Genomic DNA, 25,137 nt, shown 5'->3' with positions numbered 1-25,137 from the left:
GCCCGGCACCGGGCGGGGGGCCATCGCGGTCGTGCGCGGGGCGCGGGACTACGCCCAGACCTGGGGCTGGTACCACAGGGCCGCGTCGGTGCCGCGCGTGAAGGCGTGCAGGAGGTTGTTGCGGTCGGCGACGGCCGTGGTGACGCCGACACCGCCCGCGAGGGACTGGAAGTCGGTGTAGGTGTCGGCGTTCTCGTCCTTCTGGACCGCGACCCACAGGGCCTTGTCGTTGCCGACGACGAACACGTTGAGCCGGCCGTCCTGCCCGAGGGCCGCGGTGGGCCGGTGGGTGATCCCTCCGTTGAGCGTGACGGAGGTGTGGAAGGACTGGTGGTCGTCGGTCTGACCGACCCGCCAGGCCGCGCCGTTCGAGCCGCGGTAGAAGAACTGCGCCCGGCCGGCGGCGTCCACGGCGGCCGTGGGGTAGTCGGTCACGCCGGTGGTCTGCTTCTGGAAGGAGCTCCAGTCCCCCGAGTTCTCGATCCTCTGCTGGATGGTCCACAGGCCGTTGTCGTTGCCCTTGACCGCGACCACGATCCGGCCCGAGCCGTCCAGGACCGGCGCGGGCCGGTCCTCGATGCCGCCGCCCAGCGAGGCCGGACCGGTGTACTCCTCGTAGAACACGCCCTGGTTGCGGGTGTACCACAGGGCGTCGTCGGTGCCGCGGAAGAAGGCGTGGATGCGGCCGTCGGCGCCCAGCGCGACGGCCGGCTCGCCGCCGATGCTGGTGACCAAGGTGCGGGGCCGGCCGTAGCCGGGCGTGTTGATGCCGTCCTGAACGACGACCTCCAGGTTGTTGTCCGGGGTGCGGTAGAAGACCCGGACCTTGCCGTCCTTGCCCCGGATCGGGGCGGGGACGCCCGAGGTGAGCGAGCCGTCGTGCTTGAACCAGTCCGCCCAGGTGCCGTCCCGCCTCTGGGTGCGGCTCCACAGGGCGCCGTCGGTGCCGCTGACGAACACGCTGATGCGGTCGTCGGCGTTGAGCACCGGTGCGGGCTCCGAGGACAGACCGCCCTGCAGGCTGGTCCAGCTCCCCCAGTTCGTTCCCGCCGTCGTGGACACGGCCATGTTGAGTACCCCCTCGTCATGTGGGTGAGTCATCACCCTGGTCACCAAGGGGATTTACATAAGTACGCTTAGCTATGTGGAAGTACACGCCATCCGGTGATGGATGGCCATATGGCTTGACAAGTGCCGCGCTCACCGTGTCGCCCTCGGCGACCGGGTTCACCGGTTCCGGCCCGGGGCCCGGTTCCGCGGCGGTGCGGCGCCGTGGGCGAGGTCGATCTCGGCCCACACCGTCTTGCCGCAGTACAGCCGGTCGACCACGCCCCAGCGGGAGGCGAGGGCGTCCACCAGCACCAGCCCGCGCCCGGACTCGGCGTCCGGGCCGGGGACGGGCACGGGGGCGGCCGGATCGGGCCGCCGTCCCCCGTGGGCGTCGGCGACCTCGATCCGCAGCGTGTCGGGCCGCAGCAGGCCCGGCCCGACGGTGAGGCGGAGCTGGAAGTCCCGTCCGGGCACCCGGCCGTGCGTGACGGCGTTGGCGGCCAGCTCGGCGACGAGCGAGACGGCGGTCTCCGCCACCTCGTGCCCGTCCGGCCAGCCCCAGACGGCCAGTTGCCGCGCCGCCAGCAGCCGCGCGAGCCGCGCACCGCGCGGCGTCGAGCGCAGGAGCCGGGTGAACGTGTGGGTGGGGGCGGGGAGTTCGGCTGGAGCGGTCCTCGGTTTCACGTCACCGAGCGTGTCCGAGCCGTCGCCGTCCGGCCAGCACCCCGGCCGGTACGGGACGCACTGGTGCGGAAGGCCCCGGACGCCGTCCGGGGCGTCACGGGCACCGGCCGACGGGAGGGCCGTGGACGCGGCTCCTCCCCGTGCCGAGGGCGCCCGGGCTCCCCCACACCCGTACAGGACCGACTCGTCCGGGTGGGACCGGTGAGTCGTACGGCACACCGGCAGTGACGGCGGGCCGCGTCCGGCGTTGGGCCCGGTGAGTCGTGGGAGGCACCGGGAGGGCACGGGCATGACCGGCACGGAACGGCAGTGGCAGGCGGCGGCCGACGGCGAGGGGGCGGACCGGGAGGCGGAGAGGGTCGATCCCGTCCTGAAGGTCGTCGGCAAGCAGATCAAGGTGCTGCGGGAGCGGGCGGGGCTGACCCAGCCGGAGTTCGGCCGGCGCATCGGCTACGGCGTGGACCTGGTCTCGTCGGTGGAGCGCGGCAGGCGCCCGCCCAAGCAGCCGTTCATCGAGGGCGCGGAACGGGAACTGGACGGGCGCGGCATCTTCTACGCCGTCCAGGAGGACGTGGAGGAGACGCGGTACCCCGCGCGGTTCCGCGAGTTCGCGAAGCTGGAGCGCGAGGCGGTCGAGATCCACATGTACGACCCCATGGTCGTGCCCGGCCCGCTCCAGACGGAGGAGTACGCCCGCGCGCTGTACCTGATGCGCCGCCCGGCCATGGACGGGGAGACCATCGAGGGCCATGTCGCCGCGCGGATGGCGCGGCGCGAGGTGTTCGAGCGGCGCCCGGCGCCGGTGCTGGGCTTCGTCCTGGAGGAGGCCGTGCTGCGCCGCCCGCTCGGCGGCCGGGCGGTGCTGCGCGGGCAGCTCGAACACCTGCTTGCCGTCGGACGGCTCCACAACGTGGAGATCCAGGTCATGCCGGTGGACGTGGAGGAGCACGCCGGGCTGGTCGGCTCGCTGGCCCTGCTGGAGACACCGGGCCGTCCCAAAATCGCCTATACCGAATCCCAGGGGCGTAGTGCATGGTTCACGGAGCGGGCGGACGTGCGCGCGTTCGAGAACCGCTATGGGACGATCCGCGCGCAGGCGCTGACCCCGCGTCAGTCCCTGAAACTCGTCGAGAAGCTCCTGGGAGAGATGTGAACACCGAGCGGACCTCCGGCCCCCTGGACGGGCCGGCCTGGTACAAGAGCAGCCACAGCGACAACGAAGGCGGCAACTGCGTGGAGGTGGCCGCCGGGCCGGACGGCGTCCGCGTCCGGGACTCCAAGAACCTCCAGGGCCCCCAGCTCGCCTTCACCCGTCGCGAGTGGGCCGACTTCCTCGCCCTCGCCGCCGAGGGCTGACCGGCCGCGGAGCGTGTGGGCCGGGCCGGGGCGTCCCGGTCCGGCCCGCGGGTGCGCACGTGGGCGCCCGCGGGCCGTCCGTCCGGAACGCCGCGGCCGGCCTCCGCACCTCCGCGCGGACGGCCCCGGGCTACGGGTTGAGGACGGTGACCTGTATCCCGGCCTGCTGCATGGCCGCCACCGCCTGGCGGGAGGCCTCCTTCCCGCCCTGCACACGCGGTTGGTAGTAGTGCTCGCAGGTGATGGAGATGGTGAACCTCTTGCCGTTCACGGTGCCGTCCCTGGCCAGCTCGATGAGGCGTTCGGTGCACCCGTCGGTGCTCCCGGCGGCCCCCTTGTTCGAGGTGATGGGCAGCGTCTCCCCGGTCGCCGGGTTGGTGCGTTCGGTCGTGGTGCAGGGGCTGGCGGTCAGGTCGGTGATGACGAGGGTGTTGTTGTCCAGCAGTTGCCCGGCCATGTCCAGGGCCTCCATCGCGTCCACGATCGCGTCCTCGGCGTGGTCGCTGGTGGCCCTGTTGAAGATGTGCGCGGCGCTGGCGTACGTGCCCAGGTCGACTCCGTTCAGCGTCGCGTTGAGCATCACCTGGTTGCGGGGGTTGAAGCCGGCGACGAAGTCGTCGCGCTCCTCGACGGGGATCTCCATGCGCTGGGCGACCTGGCCTGGACGCGACCGGCCGGGCTCGGCCGCGGCGGGCTCGGACGCGGCCGGGGCCCGGCCCGCCATGGCCCGTCTGGCGTTCGCCTCGGCCTCGCGCTCGAAGCGGTCGCCGGGATCGCTGACGCTCAGCCCCTGGCCGTTGTCGGTGCCCTCCACCGGGCCGGTGCGCTGCTGGATGACGTGGGTCAGTTCGTGGGCGAGGGTGTGCTTGTCCCCGCCTCCCGCACCGATCACCACGTGGTTCCCGGAGGTGTACGCGCGGGCGCCCAGCTCCTCGGCGGAGCGCTGGGCGGTGGTGTCGGTGTGGACCCGCACGTCGCCGAAGTCCGCTCCCAGCCGCTCCTCCATCTCGGCCCGCAGCGGCGCCTCCAGGGGCCGTCCGGCGGACCGGAGGACGTCGTGCACCGGTGACCGCTGGACGGACGGTCCCTCGCAGCAGCCCTCGTGGTGGACGTGCCGCTCCTCCTCCAGCGCGCGGGCCACCGCGGCGTTTCCCGCGGCTCGCTGGAGGGCCAGCAGGGTCGCCGGGGGTCCGGAGACCCGGGGTGCCGCCGGGTCCTGGGACGGACTCCGCACGCGCCGTGCGCCGTTCTCCTCGCCGTGCTGCTCCTGGTCTCGCATCGCTGCCTCCCGGGGTGCGGGTGGTCTCGTGTCTATCCGCGCCCGCCGCCTGCGTGAACGGCGGAAGGGGCAGCGGAAAGGGCAGTCCTGCGGAGCGTCCGGTTCCGGTCATCGCCGGGCCGGCGCCGGCGGCGGCCGAGTGTCGTTCGTCTCACGCGACGCCCTCCCGGTCGCCCGGCTCGCACGGGCCGGGCACGGACCCTCCGCATAAACTCCGGTGGTGCGCCCCCGGGTTGGGGGCCGCAGGGCCCGTGCCGCCGACGCCGCGCGGGGCCCGTGACCGGGGATGCCGCCGGAACACCCCCGCGACCTGCGCCTAGGCTGGGGGATCGCCGGGGGCCCGGGGACGACGGCCCGGCCTCCCGGTCCGTGTGCTTCTTGGGGAGGGGAGCCGATGCCACAGACGGCGGTCCAGCATGCCGTGACGGCCGCGATGTCCGCGCCGGGGGCGGTCCTCCGTGGGTAGGCGGGGCAAGCCCCCCGCCCGCGGAAGGCTGCCGGTCCGCGCCGCCGGAGGCCGTCGCGCCGCCGGGAGCCGGCGCGCCCCGCGGCGGTCCCGGGGTCCGGCACCGTCCTGGCCGCCGCCGCTGCGGCGGGCGGTGGAGCGGGCGGCCGAGCGCGCGGTGCCCCTGCTGCGGCGCGCACGGCCCGCGTACCCGCGACCGGACCGGGAGGGGTACCGGCGCTGGATCCCGTCCTGGCGCCAGACCCTGGGCGGCTTCCTGGGCTGCACCGGGCTGCTCACCCTCCTGGTGGCGGTGGCGTACTGGCAGACGGACATCCCCGAGAGCCCGAACTCCTTCGCCACCCAGCAGGACAACGTCTTCTACTGGGCCGACGGCACCAGGATGGCCCGGACCGGCTGGGTCAACCGGCAGGAGATGCCGCTGGAGAAGGTTCCCGAGGACGTCCGCTGGGCCGTGCTCGCCGCCGAGAACGCCAGCTTCTACTCCGATCCCGGCATCTCGCCCTCCGGCATCCTGCGCGCGGTGTCGCGGATGGTCGGCGGCGGCGAGACCCAGGGCGGCTCCACCATCACCCAGCAGTACGTGAAGAACGTGTACCTGACCCAGGACCAGACGCTCACCCGGAAGTTCCAGGAGATGCTGCTGGCCCTGAAGATGGACAACACGTTCAGCAAGAACGAGATCCTCGAGGGGTACCTCAACACCAGTTGGTTCGGCCGCGGCACCTACGGCATCCAGCGGGCCGCCCAGGCGTACTACGGCAAGGAGGTCTCCCAGCTCAACGCGAGCGAGGGCGCCTTCCTGGCGTCCCTGCTGAAGGGCGCGGCGCTGTACGACCCGACACTCGGCCCGGAGAACCACGAGCGCGCCGTCGAACGCTGGAAGTGGACCCTGGACCGCATGGTCGAGATCGGGAAGCTCTCCCCGGCCGAGCGGGCGCGGTACACCGAGTTCCCCGAGCCCACCGAGGCCACCGGCGGCCGCATCGACCTCGACGGCCAGCGGGGCTACCTCGCCGAGCTCGCCAAGTCCTACGTCATCCGCTCCGGCAAGGTCTCCGAGAAGGACTTCGACCTCGGCGGCTACCAGATCTACACGACCTTCGACCGGAGGAAGACGGAGGCCCTGGAAAAGGCGGTGCGCGACGCCCGCGGGGAACTCGACCCGGAGAAGCGGAAGGCGGACCGGTTCGTGCGCACGGGCGCCGCCACCGTGGCCGCCGACGGACGCATCCTGGCGCTCTACGGCGGGCCGGGCTTCTTCAAACAGGGGTTCAACGAGTCCAACGCGGTCACCGTCCCCGCGGGCTCCGCCTTCGCGCCCTTCGTCTACGCCTCCGCCCTCACCGACGGCGTCGTGCGCGAACGGGACGCCCCCCGGCAGCCGGTCACCCCCCTCACCCCGTACAACGGGCAGCACAACGCCTCCGTGATGACCCCGGAGGGCCCCTACTGGGACCGCAACGGCAGGGTGGTCAAGGGCAGGAACGACGGCGGACGCGACTGGGGCGCGAGCATCCCCCTGCGCTACGCCATGGTGAACTCCGTCAACTCCACGTTCCTCCAGCTCGGCATGGACGTGGGCCTGGACCGGCTGCGCAAGCACGCCGCGGACGCCGGCCTGCTGCCGTCCAGCCTCGGGCCGCAGGTGCCCGCCTTCGCCCTCGGCAACTCGACGCCCAGCGCGATCCGGATGGCGACGGCGTACGGCACGTTCGCCGCCCAGGGCGTGCGGTCCGAGCCGTACTCGGTGGTCCGCGCCACCCGCAACGGCTCGGAGATCGCGCTGCCCCGGCCGCGTCCCCGGCGTGCCTTCTCCGCCGAGGTCTCCGCCCAGGTGACCGACGCCCTCCGGGGGGTGGTGGAGGAGGGCACCGGCCGGCCGGCGCGGGTGCCCGGACTCCGGGCGGCCGGGAAGACCGGGACCACCGAGGACAACACGGCGGCCTGGTTCGTCGGCTACACCGGGAAGGAGGCCACGGCGGTCGTGCTGTACCGGATGGACCTGCGGAGACTGGAGCTGCTGCCCCTGGACGGGGTCGCCGGCCACACCGGCGAGGCGCCCGGCAGCCCCCTGCCGGCGGCGATCTGGAAGGACTACATGACGGCGACGGCACGCTCCTGAGGGATTCCCCGGGGGCGTGCCGCCGCGGCGGCCGTCGCACCGGTACGCGCGCCGTCATCCGACGGCGGTCATGTCACCTGACGGTCACCTGACGACGGACTTCCAGTCCGGGGCCTGCCCGGGGTCGAGGGCGCGGAGCTGCTCCAGCACCTTCGGGTCCTGTGCGTCCAGCCAGTCGGCCAGCTCCCGGAACGACACGCACTCCACGTCCTTGCGCGGGCAGACCTCCCGCATGACGTCCTCGACGGCCTTCATGTAGATGCCACCGTTCCACTGCTCGAAGTGGTTGCCGATGAACAGCGGCGCCCGGCTGCCGTGGTAGACGCGGTTGAAGCCGTTCATGTACGCCTTGCGCGTGGTCTCCCGCCACGCGGGGTACTGCGCCGGGTCGCCCTCGGTGTTCCCGCCGGACTGGTTGTAGAGGAAGTTGAAGTCCATGGAGAGGACCTGCACTTCCCTGTCCGGGTACGGCAGCATCTGCAGGGGGAAGTTCCAGATGCCGTCCTTCTTCGCCGGCCATATCTGGAAGTCGCCCGGGGAGCTGGCGTCGTAGCGCCACCCGAAGTGGTCGATGGCCCGCACGAGGTTCTCCTGGCCCTCCAGGCACGGTGCGCGGCCGCCGACGAACTCGCGGTCCGGGTCGAAGGGCAGGGGCGGCAGGTCCGTGAAGCCGGTGTGGGTCTTCCACTTCCTGACCATGTCGTAGGTCTGCCGGATCTCGCTCTTCCACTCCTCGACGCTCCAGGAGCCGCCGCCCTTCTCGCCGCAGAAGTGCCCGTTGAAGTGGGAACCGATCTCGTGCCCGTCCCTCCAGGCCTTCCCGAGCTGCTCCAGGGTCGTCCTGATGTGCTGCTCGGTCGGGTAGGAGATGGCGGCGGCCCCCCGCCTGTGCCGCGGCGGTTCGTACAGCTCCTTCTTGGCCGAGGGCAGCAGGTAGATGCCGGTCAGGAAGAACGTCATGTGGGCGTCGCTCTCCTTCGCCACCTGGCGGAAGTGCGAGAAGAGGTGGTCGTCGCCCTCCAGCGCGCCGTCCCAGGAGAACACCACGAACTGCGGCGGCTTCTCACCCGGCTTGAGGCGTTCCGGTTTGAGCTGCCCCGGCTGGGGGCCGGTGTACGACGTGGAGCCGTCGCCCAGGACCTTCACCTTGCCGTCCCACGGCTCGTCCTTCTTCCACCGGCCCGTGCCCGCGTGCCGGTCCGCCCGGTCCCCGGACTTCCGGTCGCCGCTCGTGCCGCCCGTGTCCGCCGCCGAACTCTCCTCCCCGGTCAGGACCTTCCCGAGCGAGAAGGCGATCGACGCGAGCACCACCACGGACACGGTCAGCAGGGCCGCGCGCATGCGGGTGTGACGGCGTGCCCGTCGTCGAGCACGTCTCTGGTCGCTTCGGGGCATCGGCGTGCGCTTCTTTCACAAATTCATCACGTATGAAGCAATGAATATAGAACGAAGGTCTGCCATCCCGGCCTCCGGGGGGTGAAGATGCGCCATTTCCGCCCCTCCCGGGCGCCCCCGGACACCGCGTCACCCGCGGCCCGCGCGGCCGGAGACGGCACAATGAGCGGGCACCGGCGCGGAGTTGGGGGCCGGAGGGGGCCGGTGGCACGGCGGGACCGCACGACGGGATCACCGAGGGGGAGCGTTGGGAGGTGGAACGGTGAGCCGCCTGCACGTCTTCGACCTGGACGGCACCCTGCTGCGGGGCACCACCGCGAGCCTGGAGATCGCCCGCCGGCTGGGCTGTCTGCCCGAACTGCTCCGGCTGGAAGCGGCGTTCGCGTCCGGGGCCGTGGACACCCGCGGCTTCGCGGCCGGCGTCTGCCGCCTCTGGCGGGAGCTGACCCCCGAGCTGGTGGGGGACGTCTTCGCGCGCTCCCCGTGGATCGGCGGGCTGCGCGAGGTGCTCGCGGACATCCGGCGCCGCGGCGAGCGGTCGGTCGTGGTGACCATGTCCCCCGACTTCTTCGCCGGGCGGCTGGCCGGCCTCGGCGTGGACGAGGTGGTGGCCTCGCGCTTCCCCCCGCCGCCGTTCCGGACCGCACTCGATCCCGCCGGAATCCTCACGCCCGCGGACAAGGTGACCGCGGTGGACCGGATGCGCACGGCCCTCGGCCTGGGGCGCGACCACTGCGTGGCGTACGGGGACTCCGCCTCGGACGTCCCCCTCTTCCGGGAGCTGCGGCACACCGTGGCGGTGAACGCCGACGGCGTCCTGCGCGGGCTCGCCCGGTACCGGTACGACGGCGATGACCTGCGCGTGGCCTACCGGTCGGTCAGGGCCCGGATGGCCGAGGACCAGGGCCTCAGGAGCGGCGGACCCGTCCCGCCCGGTGTGGGCTGACCCCGACGGGCGCGGGTTCTCCGGACACCCGTGGGAGGTGCCCGGCCCCTCCCCCGTACGGGTGGCGGGGGCGGCCCGGGAGAGGCGAGGAGAGGAACACAGGTGATGGCAGGAGTGGGCAGGCGGACCGTGCTGGAAGCGGCGGCGTCACTGGCGGCGGGGGCGGCAGTGCTCGCCGGGGACGGCGCGGCGCCGGAGCGGGTTCCGGGACGCGAAACCGTGTCTCGAAGGCCCCGGGCGCCGCGCCGCCACCGCCGCGCCCGGGGTTGACGGGACCATGCGACGGCTCTACGTTCGCCCGGAATTACGAATGGCGTTCGAAATCCCGAACATGGAGTCGCCCATGCCCCCCACACGCCGTCATGCCCCCGCGCGCGCCCGGGCGCTGCCGCTCCTCTCGGCGGCCCTCCTCGCGCTCCTCGCGCTGCTCCAGCCGGGCGCCCCCACCGCCCGCGCCGGGACCGCCCCCGCACCCCCGGCCGCGGCGGCGGCCGGGACCTTCACCAACCCCGTGGTCACCCAGAACGGCGCGGACCCGACGATCGTCCGCTACAACGGCTACTACTACCACCTGGGCACCACCTGGGCCTCCCACTGGGAGATCCGCCGCTCCCCCACCGTCGGCGGCCTGCGGAACGCGACGCCCACCACCGTCTACCGCGAGACCGTCGCCTCCCGCTGCTGCAACTTCTGGGCGCCCGAACTCCACCGCCTCAACGGCCCGAACGGCCTGCGCTGGTACCTGACCTACAGCGCGGGCGTCTCCGGCAACATCGACCACCAGCACGTCCACGTCCTGGAGAGCGCCGGCAACGACCCCCTCGGCCCGTACACCTACAAGGGCCAGGTCGATCCGTACGGCGACAACCGGTGGATGATCGACAGCAGCTACCTCACCCTGCCCGACGGCCGCCTCTACCTGCTCCACTCCTTCTGGGAGGGCGGCACGCAGAACCTGTACGCGGTGCGGATGAGCAATCCCTGGACCCCGACCGGCCGCGCCGCGCGCATCGCCACCCCCACCCACGCCTGGGAGAAGCAGGGCGCGGGCGTCAACGAGGGGCCGGTGATCCTCCAGCGGGGCGGCCGGACCTTCCTCACCTACTCCGCCTCGCACTGCGACACGCCCGACTACAAGCTGGGGCTGATGGAGCTGACCGGCAGCGACCCGCTCGCCCCGGGGGCGTGGCGGAAGTTCCCCGACCCGGTCTTCCAGCGCAACGACGCGGCCGGCGTCTACGGACCGGGCCACAACTTCTTCTTCCCCTCGCCCGACGGCAAGGAGGTCTGGATCGCCTACCACGCCAACTCCAGCCCCTCGCAGGGCTGCGGCGGCACCCGCACCACCCGCGTGCAGAAGGTGAACTGGAAGGCCGACGGCACCCCGGACTTCGGCACCCCGGTCTCCACCTCCACGGTCCTCCCCGAGCCCTCCGGCACCCCCGCCCTCACCGGGCGCGAGTGACACCCCGGGGCACGGGCGCCCGCGTCCGGTCCGCCGGCGTCCGCGGCCTCCGTCAGCCGCTCCAGGCCGGGTGGCGGGGGTCGTCGGCGCGGACCACCACGTCGGCCGTCTCCTCCGGCCGGACCTCCTCCTCGTAGCGGGCGAAGGCCGGCAGCGTCCAGTGCTCCTCCCCGGGGGTGCGGCGGGCCAGGGCGGCCGGGGTGAGCCGCAGGTGGACCGCCAGGTCCAGCGGGAAGCCCCGGCCGAGCAGCAGCGGGCCGTCCAGCACCAGCACGCCGCCGGGCGGGAGCCGGACGTACGGACTGCGGGTGGCGCGGTCGGTGACCGGGTCCCACAGGTCGGGCAGCACCCGGCCGGTGCCGTCCGGCCCCAGCGGGCCGAAGACCTCCCGCCACAGGGCGCCGGTGTCCAGCCACAGGTCGTAGTACGCGTCCGGGTCCCGGTGGCCGTGCTCCAGCCGCAGGGACGCCGGCCGCAGGAAGCCGCCCGCGCTCACCCGCTGCACGGGACGGCCGCGCAGCCGCAGCGCCTCGGCCAGCTCGTCCGCCCACCGCCCCGGCCGGGCGGCCGGGGCGCCGTCGACGGCCGCCCGCAGCCAGGGCGAGCCGTCCCGGGCGTCCGTCGCGGCGAGGCGGTCGGCGACCGCGTCGGTCAGGCGGGACCAGGTGACGGGGCGGAAGGCGCGGCGGGCACGGTCGGTCATGGGCCGCAGCACAGCACACCGCGGGAGGGACGCGGAAGCCGCCACCGGGCGGGCGCGAAAACCGTTTGCCGCCCTGTGCCGCGCGCCGTACGGTTTCGACCGGCCCTGTTGTCTGTCTTGATCGGAGAAGGCCGTTGCTCCTCTGAGGTCGTGAGGCACCGGAGCGCGGGTGGTGTTCCCGCGCGGTTCCCGTGTGCGACGACCTCGGGCTGTGAGCCGCCCTCGCACCGGACGCGTCCGGGGCCGGTCCCGTCTCCCCCGTTCTCGCCGCTCCCTCGTCGTCGTACGACGTCCTCCGGTGTCTCCCCGCGTTGCTCCTCCCCCTCTCCTTTCCGTCGCACAAGCAACCGGAGGCCCCGCATGTCGTCTTCCACACCGTCCGCCGCGTCCGTCGTCTGCTCCGGACTGCACTTCGCCTGGCCGGACGGCACGTCCGTCCTGGAGGACCTCCACCTCACGATCGGTCCCGGCCGCACCGGCCTGGTCGGCCTCAACGGCGCCGGAAAGTCCACGCTGCTGAAGCTGATCGCCGGCGAGCTGACCCCCACGGAGGGGTCGGTGCGCACCACGGGCGAGGTCGGCCACCTGCCGCAGACCGTCCACCTGGACACCGCCCTGCGCGTGGACGAGGCCCTGGGCGTCGCGGCGACCCGGGCCGCGCTGCGCGCCATCGAGGACGGGGACGCGAGCGAGGAGAACTTCGCGGCCGTCGGCGACGACTGGGACGTCGAGGAACGCTCCCGCGCCGCCTTGGACCAGCTCGGGCTGGAGCACATCGGCCTGGACCGCACCATCGGCGAGGTCTCCGGCGGCGAGGCGGTCCTGCTGCGGCTGGCCGCGCTGCTGCTGTCCCGGCCGGAGATCCTGCTGCTGGACGAGCCCACCAACAACCTCGACCTCGCCGCGCGCCGCCGCCTGTACGACGCGGTCGGCTCCTGGAACGGGGTGCTGGTCGTGGTCAGCCACGACCGCGACCTGCTCCGGCGCGTCGACCGGATCGCCGACCTGCGCGACGGCGAGGTCCGCTGGTACGGCGGGAACCTCGACGCCTACGAGGAGGCCCTCGCCGCGGAGCAGGAGGCGGCCGAGCGGACCGTCCGCGCGGCCGAGGCCGACGTCCGGCGGCAGAAGCGCGAACTGGCCGAGGCGCACCGCACCCTGGCCAAGCGCGTGCGCTACGGCGACAAGATGTACGCCACCAAGCGCGAGCCGAAGGTCGTGATGGGCGCGCGCAAGCGCGCGGCGCAGGTGTCGGCGGGCAAGCACCGCATCCTCCACGAGGAGCGGCTGCGGGAGGCCAGGGAGCGGCTGGACGAGGCCGCCGAGGCGGTCCGGGACGACGACGAGATCCGCGTCGACCTGCCGCACACCGCCGTGCCGCGCGGCCGTACGGTGCTCACCCTGCGCGGGGTGGAGCTGCGCTGCGGCGCCCGCGCCGGGCTGGACCTGCACGGCCCGGAGCGCGTCGCCCTGGTGGGGCGGAACGGGGCGGGCAAGACCACGCTGCTGCGCACCATCGCCGGGGAGCTGGCGCCGGTGGCGGGCGAGGCGGTGGCGTACGTCCCGCTGCGCTACCTGCCGCAGCGGCTGGACGTGCTGGACGACGCGCTGACCGTCGCCGAGAACGTCGCCCGGTTCGCCCCGGAGGCGACCGACAACCGCGTCCGGGCGCGGCTGGCCCGCTTCCTGTTCCGGGGCGCGCGGGCGGACCAGCGGGCCGGGACCCTCTCCGGCGGCGAGCGGTTCCGGGCCGCGCTGGCGGCGCTGATGCTGGCCGAGCCGGCGCCGCAACTGCTGCTGCTGGACGAGCCGACGAACAACCTCGACAGGGCGAGCGTCCGGCAGCTCACCACCGCGCTGGAGAGCTACGAGGGGGCGCTGGTCGTGGCCAGCCACGACATCCCCTTCCTGCGGGAGATCGGCATCACCCGCTGGCTCCTGCTGGACGGCGAACTGACCGGCGTCGACCCGCTGTGAGGAGCCGGGGGCGGCCTGCCGTACGACAGGCCGCCCCCGGCCCCGCGGAGTAGGCTGGAGCGTGATCCCCGGACGGGCCCGGACCCACGTCGCCGGACTCACGTCGCCGGACCCCGGGGGAGCACATGACCCCACCGCAACCCGAGGTGGCGGACCGCCGCGAGGGTGGGCCGCGGGAGCGGGGCTGACATGGGCGAGTGGTTCCGTCACACCATCGTGGAGACCGGCCGGCTGCCGCTGTTCTGCTTCTTCACCGGCATGATCGTCGGCTTCGCGTTCATCCGGTTCTCGACCCGGATGATCAGGGCCAGGGTCCGCTGGTGGCCGGGGAACGTGGCACCGGGCGGCCTGCACATCCACCACGTGGTCTTCGGGGTGGTGATGATGCTGCTCGGCGGGACCGTCGGGTTCGGCATCCCGGCCGACCTGCCCGGCTGGCGGGCCGCCGCGGCGGCGCTGTTCGGCGTCGGCTCCGCCCTCGTGCTGGACGAGTTCGCGCTGATCCTGCGGCTGCGGGACGTCTACTGGTCGCAGGAGGGACGGCTGTCGGTCGTGGCGGTGTTCACGGCGCTCGCGGTGCTCGGACTGCTGCTGATCGGGGTGCGCCCGGCCGTGATGGACGACTTCGTGGACGCCGTCAGCGAGGGCGGCACCGAGTGGCTCGTCGGCTCCGCGCTGGCCGCCCTCAACTTCGGGCTGGTCGCGGTCACCCTGCTGAAGGGCAAGTTCTGGACGGGCTTCCTCGGCCTGTTCTTCCCCGTCCTGCTCCTGGTGAGCGCGGTGCGGCTGTCCCGGCCGAACGCCCCCTGGGCCCGGTGGCGCTACCGCCGGCCCGGCGGCCGGGCGGCCCGCAAGCTGGACCGGGCGGTCCGGCGCGAGCGGCGGGTGCACCAACCGCTCATCCGGGCGCAGGACCGGCTGCTGGACCTGGTCGGCGGCCGTCCGGACTCCCCCGAGCCCGATCCGCCCGCCCCCGCGTCCCACTCCCCCGACGCGCCCGCACCCCACTCTCCCGGCCCACCCGCCCCGCACTCTCCCAGCCCACCCGCCCCGCACCGGCACGGCTCCGTGCCGCGCGGCGGGGGCTGAGCCGGCGGACCGGCCGAGGGGTCAGTTGAAGGTGATGCCGCCGTGGATCTCGCCGGTCTGGACGACCGGGCCGTGGACGGTCGCGCTGCCGGAGACGGTGTTGTGCACCTGGCCGCCGTCGATCCGCAGGGCCGCGCGGTGGGTCTCGGCCCAGCGGCAGAGCCGGTCGGCGAAGTCCTCGTCGGTGCGCGCCAGGTGGACGATCCGGCCGGTGACGGCCTCGGGGTCCTCGGTGCCGTCGGCCCCGTCGGGAACGGCCGGGTCCTCGGCTCCGCCGCGTCCCGTGGCACGCCGCACGAGCGCGACCAGGGACTCCCAGGCGTGCCGTCCCGCTTCGGTCGCGGCTCCCCCGGCCGCGGCGGAGGCGAGGGCGAGGGCGGTTTCGACATCCATGGCGCCCACGGTAGTGCGGTGCGGGTACGTCCCGCCACGCCCCGTGTCCGGGAGCGCTCAGATCCCGTCCGGCGGGTTCGCCGGATCGCCGGGGCGGGCGTGCCGGTGGTGGACGTGCTGCCGTCCCGGCCCGTCCGGCACGAGCAGGCGGCGGGTCAGTTCCGCGAGTCCGTCCTCCAGTTCCGCCCGGGCCTCCCCGGGGACGGCGGTGTGGCGGAAGCGGTGCGAGGCCAGCAGCGACAGCAGCCACCACGCGCCCGTGGCCGGGTCGGCCTCCGGGGCGACCTCCCCGGCCCGCTGCCCCTCGGCCAGGACCGCCGTCAGCTCCTCGGCGATGCGCCGCGTGCCGCGGCGGTAGGCCTCGGCGATGGCGGGTTCCCCGGTGAGCGCGGCGGCGTCGGCCAGCAGCGCGCCCAGGGTGCCGCGGGCGTGCATCCGGTCGACGTGGCCGGGGGCGAGGACGTGGTCGAGCAGCGCGGCCACCGAGCCCCCGCAGCAGGAGGCCAGGTTCTCGCGCAGTCCGGCGCAGACGCGTTCCGCCGCCCGGTCGAGCACGGCGGCGTACAGCGCCGCCTTGGAGCCGAAGTTCTGGAACACCACCGGTTCGCTCACCCCGACCCGGGCGGCGATCTCCGATGTCCGGGCGCCCCGGTAGCCGGCGCCGGAGAAGACCAGGGTGGCGGCGTCCAGGATCGACGCCCTGCGGTCGGCCGCGCGCAGCCGCGTCCGGCGGGGGGCGGTGACCGGTTCCTGCTGAGGCATCGGCCCATCCTATCCGCCGCCTTGCCGCACAACTTAGTGACGACTAAGGTCGGTTTTCTTAGTCGCCACTAAGTTTCCTTGGAGTCGCCGTGCCCGACACCGGATCCGACAGTCCCGGCATCCTGCTCACCCATCCCCGCCGCTACGAGCTGGCCGGTTCGCTCGCCCTGCCCTGGCTGCGCCGCCGCATGTTCGCCCGGCTCGCCGAGCGGGCCGGGGTCGGCCCGGGCGACCGCGTGCTGGACGTGGGCTGCGGCACGGGCGCGCTCACCCGCGCGGTCGCCGCGGCCGTCGCCCCCGGCGGCAGCGTGCTGGGCATCGACCCGTCGCCGCCGATGGTCCAGTACGCCCGCCGCCGCGCGGAGCGGCGGGGGGAGAACAGTTCCTTCGCGCTGGGCACCGCCCAGGAGATCGACGCCGGGGACGGCTCGTTCGACGCCGTCGTCAGCAGCTTCGCCGTCCACCACGTCCCCGCCCGGCTGCGGGAGCGCGCCTTCGCCGAGATGTTCCGCGTGCTGCGTCCCGGCGGCCACCTGCTGGTGGCCGACTTCCGCGGCCACCTCGACGGCTACCGCGCACTGGTCCCGGGGGCCGGTTTCACCGGCATCACCCGGGGCCGGGTCTTCCCCCTGGCCCACTGGATCGCGGCCGTCCGGCCCTGAGGGCGCCCTGGGGAACGGCCGCCGGGGGCCATCGGAGAGGTTTCACACCGTTGATGCGACAGCAATACTGTCCGGCATGGACACGGCTGCCTCCCTGACCGTCGACGAACTGGCCGCCCGCGCCGGCGTGACCGTCCGCACGATCCGCTTCTACTCCACCCGGGGGCTGCTGCCGCCGCCCGAGATCGGCCCCCGGCGCGTCGGACGCTACGGGCCCGGGCACCTGTCCCGGCTCGCCCTGATCGGGGAGTTGCAGCACCAGGGCATGACCCTGTCGGCCATCGAACGCTACCTGCGGCAGCTTCCGCCCGACCTCAGCCCGGAGGACCTCGCCCTCCACCGGGCCCTGGTGGCCTCCTGGGCGCCGGACACCGAGCAGGAGGCCACCCGCGGGAAGCTGGCGCGGCGGGCGGGACGGGAGCTGACGGAGGACGACATCGACCGGCTGGAGGCGATGGGCGTCCTCACCCGCACCGACGACCCGGACGTCTTCCGGGTCGATCCCGGCCTCCTGCACCTGGGCGTGCGGCTGCTGGAGGTGCCCATCGCGCTGGAGACGATCCTCGCGGCCCGCTCGGTCGTCCTGGAGCACAGCCGCCAGGTGGCCCGGGAGCTGAGCAGGCTGTTCAAGGAGGAGGTCTGGGACCCCTACCGGCGGCGGGAGACCGACCCGGAGCAGGTGGAGACCGTGCGGGAGCTGTCCGCCCACATGCAGCCGATGGTGGTGCAGGCCCTGGCGACCGCCTTCCAGCGGTCGATGCGCGAGGAGCTGCGGGCCTCCTTCCCCGACGAGGACTGAGCCGGGAACGGGAGGCCCGCGGCTCCGCGGGCCCCGGCGCCGCCCTACGCGCCGGTGTCGGTGAAGGTCTCGCCCCTCTCCGCCTTCTCCAGCAGCAGCGCGGGCGGCGCGAACCGGTCGCCGTAACGCGCCTGGAGCTCGCGGGCACGCGCGACGAAGCCGGGCAGGCCGCCCTCGTAGCCGTTGACGTACTGCAGCACGCCGCCGGTCCAGCCGGGGAAGCCGATGCCCAGCAGGGAGCCGACGTTGGCGTCGGCCACCGAGGTCAGCACGCCCTCCTGGAGGCAGCGGATGCCGTCGAGGGCCTCGGCGAAGAGCATCCGCTCCTTCATGTCCGCGAACGGCACGTCGGCGTCCGGCCGGGTGAAGTGCTCGCGCAGCCCCGGCCACAGGCCCGTGCGCCGGCCGTCCGCGTAGTCGTAGAAGCCCGCGCCGCCGCTGCGGCCGGTGCGCCCGAACTCCTCGACCATCCGGTCGAGAACGGCGTCGGCCGGGTGCGGCTCCCAGGTGCCGCCGGCGGCCTCCACCGCCTGCCGCGCCTCCTCGCGGATCCGCCGCGGCAGGGTGAGCGTCAGCTCGTCCACCAGGGCCAGGACCTTGGCCGGGTAACCCGCCTGGGCGGCGGCCTGCTCCACCGAGGCCGGCTCCACGCCCTCGGCGACCATCGCCACGCCCTCGCTGATGAACCGGCCGATCACCCGGGAGGTGAAGAAGCCGCGGGAGTCGCGCACCACGATCGGGGTCTTGTTGATCTGCCGCACCAGGTCGAAGGCGCGGGCGACCGCCTCGTCCCCGGTCCGCTCCCCCCTGATGATCTCCACCAGCGGCATCTTGTCGACGGGCGAGAAGAAGTGCAGTCCGACGAAGGCCTCCTGCCGCGCCACGCCCTCGGCCAGCGTGGTGATCGGGATGGTGGAGGTGTTGGAGCACAGCAGCGCGTCGGGGGCGACGACGTCCTGGACCTCCTGGAAGACCTTGTGCTTCAGGGCGGTGTCCTCGAAGACCGCCTCGATCACCGCGTCGCACCCGGCCAGCGCCCGCACATCGGCGGTGGGGGTGATGCGCTCCAGCAGCGCGTCGCGCTTCTCCGGAGTGGTGCGGCCCTTGGCCAGCGCCTTCTCCAGCAGACCGGCCGAGTACGCCTTGCCCTTCTCGGCGGCCTCCTCGGTCACGTCCTTGAGGACGACCTCGATCCCGGCCCGGGCGCAGGCGTAGGCGATGCCCGCGCCCATCATGCCCGCGCCCAGCACGCCGACCTTCCGCACCGTGCGCGGCTCGGTCCCCCGGGGGCGGCTGCGGCCGGAGTTGACGGCCTGGAGGTCGAAGAAGAACCCCTGGATCATGTTCTTCGCGGTCTGCCCGGTCGCCAGCTCGGTGAAGTAGCGGGCCTCGATCACCTGGGCGGTGTCGAAGTCCACCTGGGCGCCCTCCACGGCCGCGGCCAGGATGTTGCGCTGGGCCGGGTAGGGGGCGCCGCCGAGCTGCTTGGCGAGGCCCGCGGGGAAGGCCGGCAGGTTGGCGGCGAACTTCGGGTGGGAGGGGGTGCCGCCGGGGATCTCGTAGCCCTTGGCGTCCCAGGGCTGCGCGGACTCGGGGTGGGCGTCGATGAACGCGCGGGCGCGGGCGAGCATCTCCTCCTCGGTGGCCACGACCTCGTGGACCAGGCCCTTGTCCAGCGCCGCGCGCGGGGTGTACCGCTGCCCCTGGAGCAGCACGTTCAGCAGGGCGTCGGTGATGCCCAGCAGCCGCACGGTGCGCACCACTCCCCCGCTGCCGGGCAGCAGGCCCAAGGTGGCCTCGGGCAGGCCGATCCGGGAGCCGCGGGCGTCCAGGGCGACGCGGTGGTGGCAGGCCAGCGCGATCTCCAGGCCGCCGCCGAGCGCGGCGCCGTTGATCGCGGCGACGACGGGCCTGCCGAGCGTCTCGATGCGCCGCAGGTCGCGCTTGACCGCCATGCTCCGGTCGAACAGCTCCTGGGCCTGCTCGGGCCGGACGGCGAGCAGGTCGTGCAGGTCGCCGCCCGCGAAGAAGGTCTTCTTGGCGGAGGTGACGACGACGCCGCGGATGCCGTCGCGTTCGGCCTCCAGCCGGTCGGCGACCGCCGCGAGCGAGGCGGCGAACGCGGCGTTCATGGTGTTGGCGGACTGGTCCGGGTCGTCCAGGGTGAGGGTGACGACACCGGTGTCGTCCTGCTCCCAGCGGATGGTGGAGGGGGCTGCCATGGCGGGTTCTCGGTCCTTCGTCAAGGGGTGGCTGCGTCGGTGGGCGTGTCGGGGCTGCGTCGGTGGGCGTGGGCGGGTGCGCCGGTGGGCGCGGGAGACAGCGCCGCGGGTCAGAGCCGCTCGACGACGGTGGCGATGCCCATGCCGCCGCCGACGCACAGGGTGGCCAGGCCGTAGCGCAGGTCGCGGCGCTCCAGCTCGTCGACGAGGGTGCCCAGGATCATCGCGCCGGTGGCGCCCAGCGGGTGGCCCATGGCGATGGCGCCGCCGTTGACGTTGACCTTGTCCAGGGACAGCCCCATGTCCTTCACGAAGCGCAGGACGACGGCCGCGAACGCCTCGTTGATCTCCACCAGGTCGATGTCGTCGATGCTCAGCCCCGCCTTGGCCAGGGCCTTGCGGGAGGCCGGGGCGGGCCCGGTGAGCATGATGGTCGGGTCGGAGCCGGAGACGGCGGCGGAGACGATCCGAGCGCGCGGGGTCAGCCCGTAGCGCCGCCCGACCTCGCGGTTTCCGACGGCCACCAGCGCCGAGCCGTCCACGATCCCGGAGGAGTTGCCCGCGTGGTGGACGTGGTCGATCCTCTCCACCCAGTGGTACTTCTGCAGCGCCACCGCGTCGAAGCCGCCCGCCTCGCCGATGGCGGCGAAGGAGGGCTTGAGGGCGGCGAGGGAGTCGGCCGTGGTGCCGGGGCGGATGTGCTCGTCGCGGTCGAGGACCACCAGGCCGTTGCGGTCGGTGACGGGGACGACCGAGCGGTCGAAGCGGCCCTCCTTCCACGCCTGGGTGGCGCGCTCCTGCGAGAGCGCGGCGTACTCGTCCACGTCGCGGCGGCTGAACCCCTCGATGGTGGCGATGAGGTCGGCGCCGATGCCCTGCGGGACGAAGCCGGTGGCGAAGCTGGTCATCGGGTCCATGGCCCAGGCGCCGCCGTCGGAGCCCATCGGCACCCGGGACATCGACTCCACGCCGCCGGCCAGGACCAGGTCCTCCCAGCCGGAGCGGACCTTGGCGGCGGCCAGGTTGACGGCTTCCAGGCCCGAGGCGCAGAAGCGGTTCTCCTGGACGCCCGCCACCGTCTCGGGCAGTCCGGCGGCGATGGCGGCGGTCCGGGCGATGTCGGCGCCCTGGTCGCCGACGGGGGTGACGACCCCGAGCACGATGTCGTCGACGGCCGCCGGGTCCAGCCCGGGGAAGCGGCGGCGCAGCTCGTGGATCAGGCCGACGACCAGGTCGATCGGCTTGGTGCCGTGCAGGGCGCCGTTTGCCTTGCCGCGCCCGCGCGGGGTGCGGATGGCCTCGTAGATGTACGCGTCGGTGGTCACGGTCGGGCCTTTCGGGAGGACGGGTCAGGACAGCAGCGAGCGGCCGATGATCTCCTTCATGATCTCGGTCGTGCCGCCGTAGATGGTCTGGATGCGGCCGTCGGTGAACGCCCTGGCGACGGGGTACTCACTCATGTACCCGTACCCGCCGTGGAGCTGCAGACAGCGGTCGGCGACGCGCTTGTGCAATTCGGTCGCCCACCACTTGGCCATCGAGGCGTGGACGGCGTCCAGCTCCCCGCGCACGTGGTCCTCGACGCAGCGGTCGACGAAGGCGCGGGTGACCGCGCACTCGGTGGCCATCTCGGCGATCTCGAAGCGGACGTGCTGGAACCCGGCCAGGGGCCGTCCGAACGCCTCGCGTCCGGTGACGTACCCGCGGGTGGTCTCCAGCAGGTGTTCGGCCCCGGCGGCGGCCGCCACCGCGATGGCCAGCCGCTCCTGGACCAGGTTGGCCATCAGGTGGCCGAAGGCGCCGTGCAGCTCGCCCAGCAGGTTCTCCCTGGGCACGCGCACGTCGCGGAAGAACAGCTCGGCGGTGTCCTGGGCCTTCTGGCCGATCTTGTCGAGGTTGCGGCCGCGTTCGAAGCCGTCCATGCCGCGCTCGACGACCAGCAGGCTGAGTCCCCTCGCGCCGCCCTCGGGGGTGGTCCTGGCGACCACGATCACCAGGTCGGCCAGGATGCCGTTGGAGATGAAGGTCTTGGAGCCGTTGAGCACCCAGTGGTCGCCGCGGTCCTCGGCGGTGGTGCGGATGCCCTGGAGGTCGGAGCCGGCGCCGGGCTCGGTCATGGCGATGGCGGTGATCGTCTCGCCGGTGCAGAAGCCGGGCAGCCAGCGCCGCTTCTGCTCCTCGGTGGCCAGGGAGGTCAGGTACGGGCCGATGACGTCGTTGTGCAGGCCGATCGCCAGGCCGGGCGTGCCCGCCCTGGTGAACTCCTCGGCCAGCACCACGCCGTAGCGGAAGTCGTCCGCCCCGCCGCCCCCGTACTCCTCGGGGACGGCCGTGCCCAGCAGGCCCTGCCGGCCGGCGGCCCGCCAGGCGCCGCGGTCCACGACGCCCTCGCGCTCCCACCGCTCGTAGTGCGGCAGCACCTCCCGCTCCAGGAAGGCCCTGACCGTCGCGCGGAAGGCCTCGTGGTCCTCGGTGAAGATGCGGCGCCTCATCGTGAGCCCTCCCGGGCGTCGGGTGCGGGGGCGAGGGACGGCAGGTCCCAGTCGCGGGCCACCCCGGCGGCGTCCGCGCCGGGGACGGCGGGCGGGCGGCGCAGCGCGCCGGGGGTGGCGGAGAAGCGGGGGGCGGGGGCGGGCTGGGTCAGCCCGGCGTACTCGGTGAAGGTGCCGCGGGCGGCCAGGTGCGGGTGGGCGGGGGCCTCCCGCAGGGAGAGCACGGGGGCGACGCAGGCGTCGGTGCCCTCGAAGACCTCGGTCCACTCCCGGCGCGTACGGGTGCGGAAGCGGGCGGCGACGGCCTCGCGCAGCTCTCCCCAGCGGGCGGGGTCGTCGCGGTCGGGCGCGGTGCCGTCCGCGTCCAGGCCCAGGAGCCGGGCGAACTCGTCGTAGAACGGCCGCTCCAGCGCGCCGACCGCCATCCACTGTCCGTCGGCGGTCTCGTAGACGCCGTAGAAGGGGCAGCCGCCGTCCAGCAGGTTGGCTCCGCGCCGGTCCTGCCAGGCGCCCGCGGCCAGCATCCCGTGGATCATGGCGGTCAGGTGGCTGGTGCCGTCCACGATCGCGGCGTCGACGACCTGGCCGCGTCCGCCGGTGCGGGCGTGGTGGAGGGCGGCGAGGACGCCGACGACCAGGTAGAGCGAGCCGCCCGCGTAGTCGCCGAGCAGGTTGGCGGGGACGGCGGGCGGGCCGCCGGCCGGGCCGATCATGCCGAGCGCGCCGGTGACGGCGGTGTAGCCGATGTCGTGGCCGGCGCTCGCGGCGAGGGGCCCGTCCTGGCCCCAGCCGGTCATCCGCCCGTAGACGAGCCCGGGGTTGCGGGCCAGGCACTGCTCGGGGCCGACCCCGAGGCGTTCGGCGACTCCGGGCCGGTAGCCCTCGATCAGCACGTCGGCGCGCTCGGCGAGGTCCAGGACGGTGGCGGGGCCGTCGGCGGCCTTCAGGTCGACCACCACCGAGCGCTTGTTGCGGCCGGTGACGTCGAGGGCCGGGTCGATGCCCAGCCCCGGGCCGCCGGGCCGGTCCACCCGGACGACGTCGGCGCCGAGGTCGGCCAGGAGCATCGCGGCGAACGGGCCGGGGCCGATGCCGGCCAGCTCCACCACCCGCACCCCGGCGAGCGGGCCGTGCCCGCTGCCTGCCGCAGCCATCCGGACCCCCAGCAGCCGTCCCGGCCGCACCGTCGCAGCCGTATGACATCAGTGATGTAACACCGCCGATGCTAGGAACGTGTTCCACGTTCCACAACCCCCGGGGGAAGCGGGGCGCATCCACCTCGTGGCCCTGCGCCTGGTCGGCCCGAGCGGCCGTCCGCCGTTCGCCGACGGCTTCCATGGCGTTTCGGCCGAACCCACCTTCCTGCTCTCCGTCGTCCGGCACCGCCGCCGGCTGCCGGCTCGGACGACCGGTGCCGCGACCGGAACCGTTTGCCTCGTTTGACGGTTGTCGGCTGAGCAGCCGAGGGGGCGGATCGCCGATTCGGTCGCCCCCTGCCCGCCGCACCACCGCGGCGCTCTGTCGACACCTTGGTATGGTGCGCGGATTGCGCCGCTTGGAGAGTCATGGCAGCGCTCAGGGGAGATCAGGGGAGAGGGGCCGGGCGACGATGCAGGCGTCAGAGGTCCCGCGTGCGGTGGCCGCGGCCATGTCGAGCGCCTCGTCACTCGGCCTGACGGCCGACGACGCGATCGTTCTTCACGACTCGAACAAGCTCACTCTGCGTCTGCTGCCTTGTGACGTCCTGGCCCGGGTGGCACCTGTAACGGATCAGGTCGCGCAGTTCGAAGTCGAGCTCGCTCAGCGGCTCGCCGAATCCGGGTGCCCGGTGGCTGCCCTCGATCCTCGTGTGGAGCCACGCGTCCATGAGCGTGATGGCTTCACGGTCACGCTGTGGACCTACTACGAACCCGTGACACCTCACGAGGTCCCGCCGGCCGACTACGCCCGTGCGCTCGAGCGGCTGCATGCCGGCATGCGCAGGCTCGACGTCCCGACGCCGCACTTCACGGACCGGGTCGAGCAGGCTCGACGACTCGTGGCGGACCGCGACCGCACTCCGGCGCTCGCCGACGCGGACCGGGAGCTGCTCGGCGACACGTTACGGAGCCTGGGACGCGTGATCGGCGAGCGCGGCGGCCCCGAGCAACTGCTGCACGGCGAGCCGCACCCGGGCAACGTGCTCGCCACGGAGAACGGGCTGCTGTTCATAGACCTGGAGACGTGTTGCCGTGGGCCCGTCGAATTCGACCTCGCCCATGCGCCCGAAGAAGTCGGCAAGCACTATCCGGGTGTCCGTCAGGACTTGCTGCGCGAGTGCCGGATCCTCGTGCTGGCGATGGTCACAACGTGGCGCTGGGATCGCGGTGACCAGTTCCCGAACGGGCGCCGGCTGGGCACGGAGTGGCTCGGCCGGATCCGAGCAGCACTCGACCGCACCGGCCTGGACGCCCGTGGCTGATCGCGGACCTCCTGGGGGCACGCTCAGCAACCCGGCGGGCCGGTCCCGCACGTGAAGATCGATCCTGGGCGTACACGTCCGCCGGGTGGCGGCCTCCGGGCCGCCCGTCGTTCTCGACCCGGTGCACGCTCTTCTCCCGTGCCCTTGAAGCTTTCACGGGTGACGAGCCCGTCCGGGGTCACCAGCCAGTACGCGCTGGGAGCATCTCGGCGGCCGGGTGGAGCACCACGCACCGCGACTTCACGGCCGGCCAGTGCGGCCACCGCGTCCTGGGCGTAGCCGTCCAAGGCCCATGGGACCTGGCCCGGGACCGCCGCGGCCGTCGGAGCGGCCATAGGTCCCGCGCGTCCGGCCGGAAACGCCCGCCCGCCGACGCCCGCCCCCGGCGTCAGGCGTCAGGCGTCCCCGGGGGCGCAGCCGCAGGATTCCCGGTGCATGAAGGCCGGGTTGATGGTGACCTTGCGCGGGGGCAGCGACGGAGTGGCAAGCCGGGACAGCGCCATGGAGACGGCCTGTTCCCCGATGGAGAGGGCGGGCTGGGCCAGAGCGGTGATCCGGGGGTGGAAGAGGTCCGCCCACTCGAAGTCGTCGAAGGACACCAGGGCCATGTCGCGGGGAACGCCGAGCCCGGCGTTGCGCAGGGCGCGCATCGCGCCGATCGTCATGCGGTTGTTCCCGGCGACCAGGGCGGTGGGCGGCTCGGGCAGGGACAGCAGCCGGGCGACGGCCGCCTCGGCTCCCTCCTCGCTGGAGTCGCCGTCGGCTTCGTAGCGGGGGTCCGGTTCGATGTCGTTGCGCCGCAGGCCGAGCC

The 25,137-nt window shown here is 73.7% G+C and carries 22 protein-coding genes; 10 read left to right on the top strand and 12 right to left on the bottom strand.

The genetic code is table 11. The features are described from left to right. Positions 1 to 48: 48 nt before the first annotated feature. Positions 49 to 1,068 carry a hypothetical protein gene (locus VE546_RS13300; RefSeq protein WP_324921921.1) on the bottom strand — a complete coding sequence of 340 codons (1,020 nt, stop codon included), beginning with the start codon at positions 1,066 to 1,068 and terminating at the stop codon, positions 49 to 51. A gap of 159 nt (positions 1,069 to 1,227) precedes the next feature. Continuing rightward, positions 1,228 to 1,734, bottom strand: a complete 507-nt coding sequence (locus tag VE546_RS13295; RefSeq protein ID WP_324921919.1) for an ATP-binding protein — start codon at positions 1,732 to 1,734, stop codon at positions 1,228 to 1,230. A 289-nt stretch (positions 1,735 to 2,023) separates the two neighbouring features. Between VE546_RS13295 and VE546_RS13290 the strand changes: the two genes are divergently transcribed. Together VE546_RS13290 and VE546_RS13285 are read left to right on the top strand one after the other, a co-directional pair. Further along, a complete protein-coding gene (locus tag VE546_RS13290; RefSeq protein WP_324921917.1) occupies positions 2,024 to 2,887 on the top strand; it encodes a helix-turn-helix transcriptional regulator in 864 nt (287 codons plus the stop codon). Further along, positions 2,884 to 3,090, top strand: a complete 207-nt coding sequence (locus tag VE546_RS13285; RefSeq protein WP_324921915.1) for a DUF397 domain-containing protein — start codon at positions 2,884 to 2,886, stop codon at positions 3,088 to 3,090. Before VE546_RS13290 ends, VE546_RS13285 begins: the two co-directional genes overlap by 4 nt. Before the next feature lie 130 nt (positions 3,091 to 3,220). On the opposite strand, the gene VE546_RS27970 is transcribed toward VE546_RS13285, so the two are convergent. Continuing rightward, entirely contained in the window at positions 3,221 to 4,369 is a 1,149-nt protein-coding gene (locus tag VE546_RS27970; RefSeq protein ID WP_414720476.1) for a DUF4157 domain-containing protein, read from the bottom strand. Between the two features lie 599 nt (positions 4,370 to 4,968). On the opposite strand from VE546_RS27970, the gene VE546_RS13275 reads away from it, so the two are divergent. Next, on the top strand, positions 4,969 to 6,960 hold the full coding sequence (locus VE546_RS13275; protein WP_324921914.1) for a transglycosylase domain-containing protein: 1,992 nt from the start codon (positions 4,969 to 4,971) through the stop codon (positions 6,958 to 6,960). Between the two features lie 84 nt (positions 6,961 to 7,044). Here VE546_RS13275 and VE546_RS13270 read toward each other — a convergent pair whose 3' ends face one another. Next, positions 7,045 to 8,301: a hypothetical protein gene (locus VE546_RS13270; RefSeq protein WP_324921913.1), complete on the bottom strand. Its 1,257-nt coding sequence runs from the start codon at positions 8,299 to 8,301 to the stop codon at positions 7,045 to 7,047. Between the two features lie 316 nt (positions 8,302 to 8,617). Here VE546_RS13270 and VE546_RS13265 point away from each other — a divergent pair, with 316 nt between their 5' ends. Both VE546_RS13265 and VE546_RS13260 read left to right on the top strand, forming a co-directional pair. Then, the gene (locus VE546_RS13265; RefSeq protein ID WP_324921911.1) at positions 8,618 to 9,301 is read left to right on the top strand and encodes an HAD-IB family phosphatase; all 684 of its coding nucleotides are present in this window, start codon (positions 8,618 to 8,620) and stop codon (positions 9,299 to 9,301) included. A 343-nt stretch (positions 9,302 to 9,644) separates the two neighbouring features. Beyond that, entirely contained in the window at positions 9,645 to 10,766 is a 1,122-nt protein-coding gene (locus VE546_RS13260; RefSeq protein WP_324921910.1) for a glycoside hydrolase family 43 protein, read from the top strand. 52 nt (positions 10,767 to 10,818) lie between these two features. Here VE546_RS13260 and VE546_RS13255 read toward each other — a convergent pair whose 3' ends face one another. After that, the gene (locus VE546_RS13255) at positions 10,819 to 11,469 is read right to left on the bottom strand and encodes a uridine kinase (RefSeq protein WP_324921908.1); all 651 of its coding nucleotides are present in this window, start codon (positions 11,467 to 11,469) and stop codon (positions 10,819 to 10,821) included. Positions 11,470 to 11,829: 360 nt separating this feature from the next. Here VE546_RS13255 and VE546_RS13250 point away from each other — a divergent pair, with 360 nt between their 5' ends. Next, complete coding sequence (locus VE546_RS13250; protein WP_324921907.1) at positions 11,830 to 13,446, top strand: ABC-F family ATP-binding cassette domain-containing protein; 1,617 nt, start codon at positions 11,830 to 11,832, stop codon at positions 13,444 to 13,446. A 189-nt stretch (positions 13,447 to 13,635) separates the two neighbouring features. Further along, positions 13,636 to 14,535: a hypothetical protein gene (locus VE546_RS13245; protein ID WP_324921905.1), complete on the top strand. Its 900-nt coding sequence runs from the start codon at positions 13,636 to 13,638 to the stop codon at positions 14,533 to 14,535. Between the two features lie 21 nt (positions 14,536 to 14,556). On the opposite strand, the gene VE546_RS13240 is transcribed toward VE546_RS13245, so the two are convergent. Next, positions 14,557 to 14,928, bottom strand: a complete 372-nt coding sequence (locus tag VE546_RS13240; RefSeq protein ID WP_324921904.1) for a hypothetical protein — start codon at positions 14,926 to 14,928, stop codon at positions 14,557 to 14,559. Positions 14,929 to 14,985: 57 nt separating this feature from the next. Further along, positions 14,986 to 15,690 (bottom strand): TetR/AcrR family transcriptional regulator, encoded by a 705-nt coding sequence (locus tag VE546_RS13235; RefSeq protein ID WP_324921903.1) that lies wholly within the window; start codon positions 15,688 to 15,690, stop codon positions 14,986 to 14,988. An 89-nt stretch (positions 15,691 to 15,779) separates the two neighbouring features. Here VE546_RS13235 and VE546_RS13230 point away from each other — a divergent pair, with 89 nt between their 5' ends. Continuing rightward, positions 15,780 to 16,352, top strand: coding sequence for a class I SAM-dependent methyltransferase (locus VE546_RS13230; protein WP_324921901.1), 573 nt, complete (start codon positions 15,780 to 15,782; stop codon positions 16,350 to 16,352). Positions 16,353 to 16,428: 76 nt separating this feature from the next. Then, positions 16,429 to 17,151 (top strand): MerR family transcriptional regulator, encoded by a 723-nt coding sequence (locus tag VE546_RS13225; RefSeq protein ID WP_324921900.1) that lies wholly within the window; start codon positions 16,429 to 16,431, stop codon positions 17,149 to 17,151. A 44-nt stretch (positions 17,152 to 17,195) separates the two neighbouring features. On the opposite strand, the gene VE546_RS13220 is transcribed toward VE546_RS13225, so the two are convergent. The 4 genes from VE546_RS13220 to VE546_RS13205 form a co-directional block, all read right to left on the bottom strand. Further along, positions 17,196 to 19,373 carry a 3-hydroxyacyl-CoA dehydrogenase NAD-binding domain-containing protein gene (locus VE546_RS13220; protein WP_324921899.1) on the bottom strand — a complete coding sequence of 726 codons (2,178 nt, stop codon included), beginning with the start codon at positions 19,371 to 19,373 and terminating at the stop codon, positions 17,196 to 17,198. A 110-nt stretch (positions 19,374 to 19,483) separates the two neighbouring features. Beyond that, the gene (locus VE546_RS13215; RefSeq protein ID WP_324921897.1) at positions 19,484 to 20,698 is read right to left on the bottom strand and encodes an acetyl-CoA C-acetyltransferase; all 1,215 of its coding nucleotides are present in this window, start codon (positions 20,696 to 20,698) and stop codon (positions 19,484 to 19,486) included. A gap of 24 nt (positions 20,699 to 20,722) precedes the next feature. After that, positions 20,723 to 21,865 carry an acyl-CoA dehydrogenase family protein gene (locus tag VE546_RS13210; protein ID WP_324921895.1) on the bottom strand — a complete coding sequence of 381 codons (1,143 nt, stop codon included), beginning with the start codon at positions 21,863 to 21,865 and terminating at the stop codon, positions 20,723 to 20,725. Further along, positions 21,862 to 23,019 (bottom strand): CaiB/BaiF CoA-transferase family protein, encoded by a 1,158-nt coding sequence (locus tag VE546_RS13205; RefSeq protein ID WP_324921893.1) that lies wholly within the window; start codon positions 23,017 to 23,019, stop codon positions 21,862 to 21,864. The genes VE546_RS13210 and VE546_RS13205 overlap by 4 nt, the downstream gene beginning before the upstream one ends. A gap of 455 nt (positions 23,020 to 23,474) precedes the next feature. Between VE546_RS13205 and VE546_RS13200 the strand changes: the two genes are divergently transcribed. Continuing rightward, positions 23,475 to 24,326 carry a phosphotransferase enzyme family protein gene (locus VE546_RS13200; protein ID WP_324921891.1) on the top strand — a complete coding sequence of 284 codons (852 nt, stop codon included), beginning with the start codon at positions 23,475 to 23,477 and terminating at the stop codon, positions 24,324 to 24,326. 395 nt (positions 24,327 to 24,721) lie between these two features. Here the strand turns inward: VE546_RS13200 and VE546_RS13195 are convergent. Then, positions 24,722 to 25,137, bottom strand: a 416-nt coding sequence (locus tag VE546_RS13195; protein WP_324921889.1) for a substrate-binding domain-containing protein, incomplete at its 5' end; no start/stop codon positions are given.

This window comes from Streptomyces sp. (assembly GCF_035644915.1).
GTDB lineage: Bacteria > Actinomycetota > Actinomycetes > Streptomycetales > Streptomycetaceae > Streptomyces.
This window is presented reverse-complemented; position numbering and strand designations above follow the sequence as displayed.

Excerpts from the sequence above, each read along its gene's own strand:
- VE546_RS13260 (WP_324921910.1), top strand. The coding sequence starts at position 9,645 with ATGCCCCCCACACGCCGTCATGCCCCCGCGCGCGCCCGGGCGCTGCCG.
- VE546_RS13255 (WP_324921908.1), bottom strand. The coding sequence starts at position 11,469 with ATGACCGACCGTGCCCGCCGCGCCTTCCGCCCCGTCACCTGGTCCCGC.
- VE546_RS13300 (WP_324921921.1), bottom strand. The coding sequence starts at position 1,068 with ATGGCCGTGTCCACGACGGCGGGAACGAACTGGGGGAGCTGGACCAGC.
- VE546_RS13240 (WP_324921904.1), bottom strand. The coding sequence starts at position 14,928 with ATGGATGTCGAAACCGCCCTCGCCCTCGCCTCCGCCGCGGCCGGGGGA.
- VE546_RS13205 (WP_324921893.1), bottom strand. The coding sequence starts at position 23,019 with ATGGCTGCGGCAGGCAGCGGGCACGGCCCGCTCGCCGGGGTGCGGGTG.
- VE546_RS13225 (WP_324921900.1), top strand. The coding sequence starts at position 16,429 with ATGGACACGGCTGCCTCCCTGACCGTCGACGAACTGGCCGCCCGCGCC.
- VE546_RS13200 (WP_324921891.1), top strand. The coding sequence starts at position 23,475 with ATGCAGGCGTCAGAGGTCCCGCGTGCGGTGGCCGCGGCCATGTCGAGC.
- VE546_RS13220 (WP_324921899.1), bottom strand. The coding sequence starts at position 19,373 with ATGGCAGCCCCCTCCACCATCCGCTGGGAGCAGGACGACACCGGTGTC.
- VE546_RS13270 (WP_324921913.1), bottom strand. The coding sequence starts at position 8,301 with ATGCGCGCGGCCCTGCTGACCGTGTCCGTGGTGGTGCTCGCGTCGATC.
- VE546_RS13210 (WP_324921895.1), bottom strand. The coding sequence starts at position 21,865 with ATGAGGCGCCGCATCTTCACCGAGGACCACGAGGCCTTCCGCGCGACG.
- VE546_RS13245 (WP_324921905.1), top strand. The coding sequence starts at position 13,636 with ATGGGCGAGTGGTTCCGTCACACCATCGTGGAGACCGGCCGGCTGCCG.
- VE546_RS13290 (WP_324921917.1), top strand. The coding sequence starts at position 2,024 with ATGACCGGCACGGAACGGCAGTGGCAGGCGGCGGCCGACGGCGAGGGG.
- VE546_RS13235 (WP_324921903.1), bottom strand. The coding sequence starts at position 15,690 with ATGCCTCAGCAGGAACCGGTCACCGCCCCCCGCCGGACGCGGCTGCGC.
- VE546_RS27970 (WP_414720476.1), bottom strand. The coding sequence starts at position 4,369 with ATGCGAGACCAGGAGCAGCACGGCGAGGAGAACGGCGCACGGCGCGTG.
- VE546_RS13250 (WP_324921907.1), top strand. The coding sequence starts at position 11,830 with ATGTCGTCTTCCACACCGTCCGCCGCGTCCGTCGTCTGCTCCGGACTG.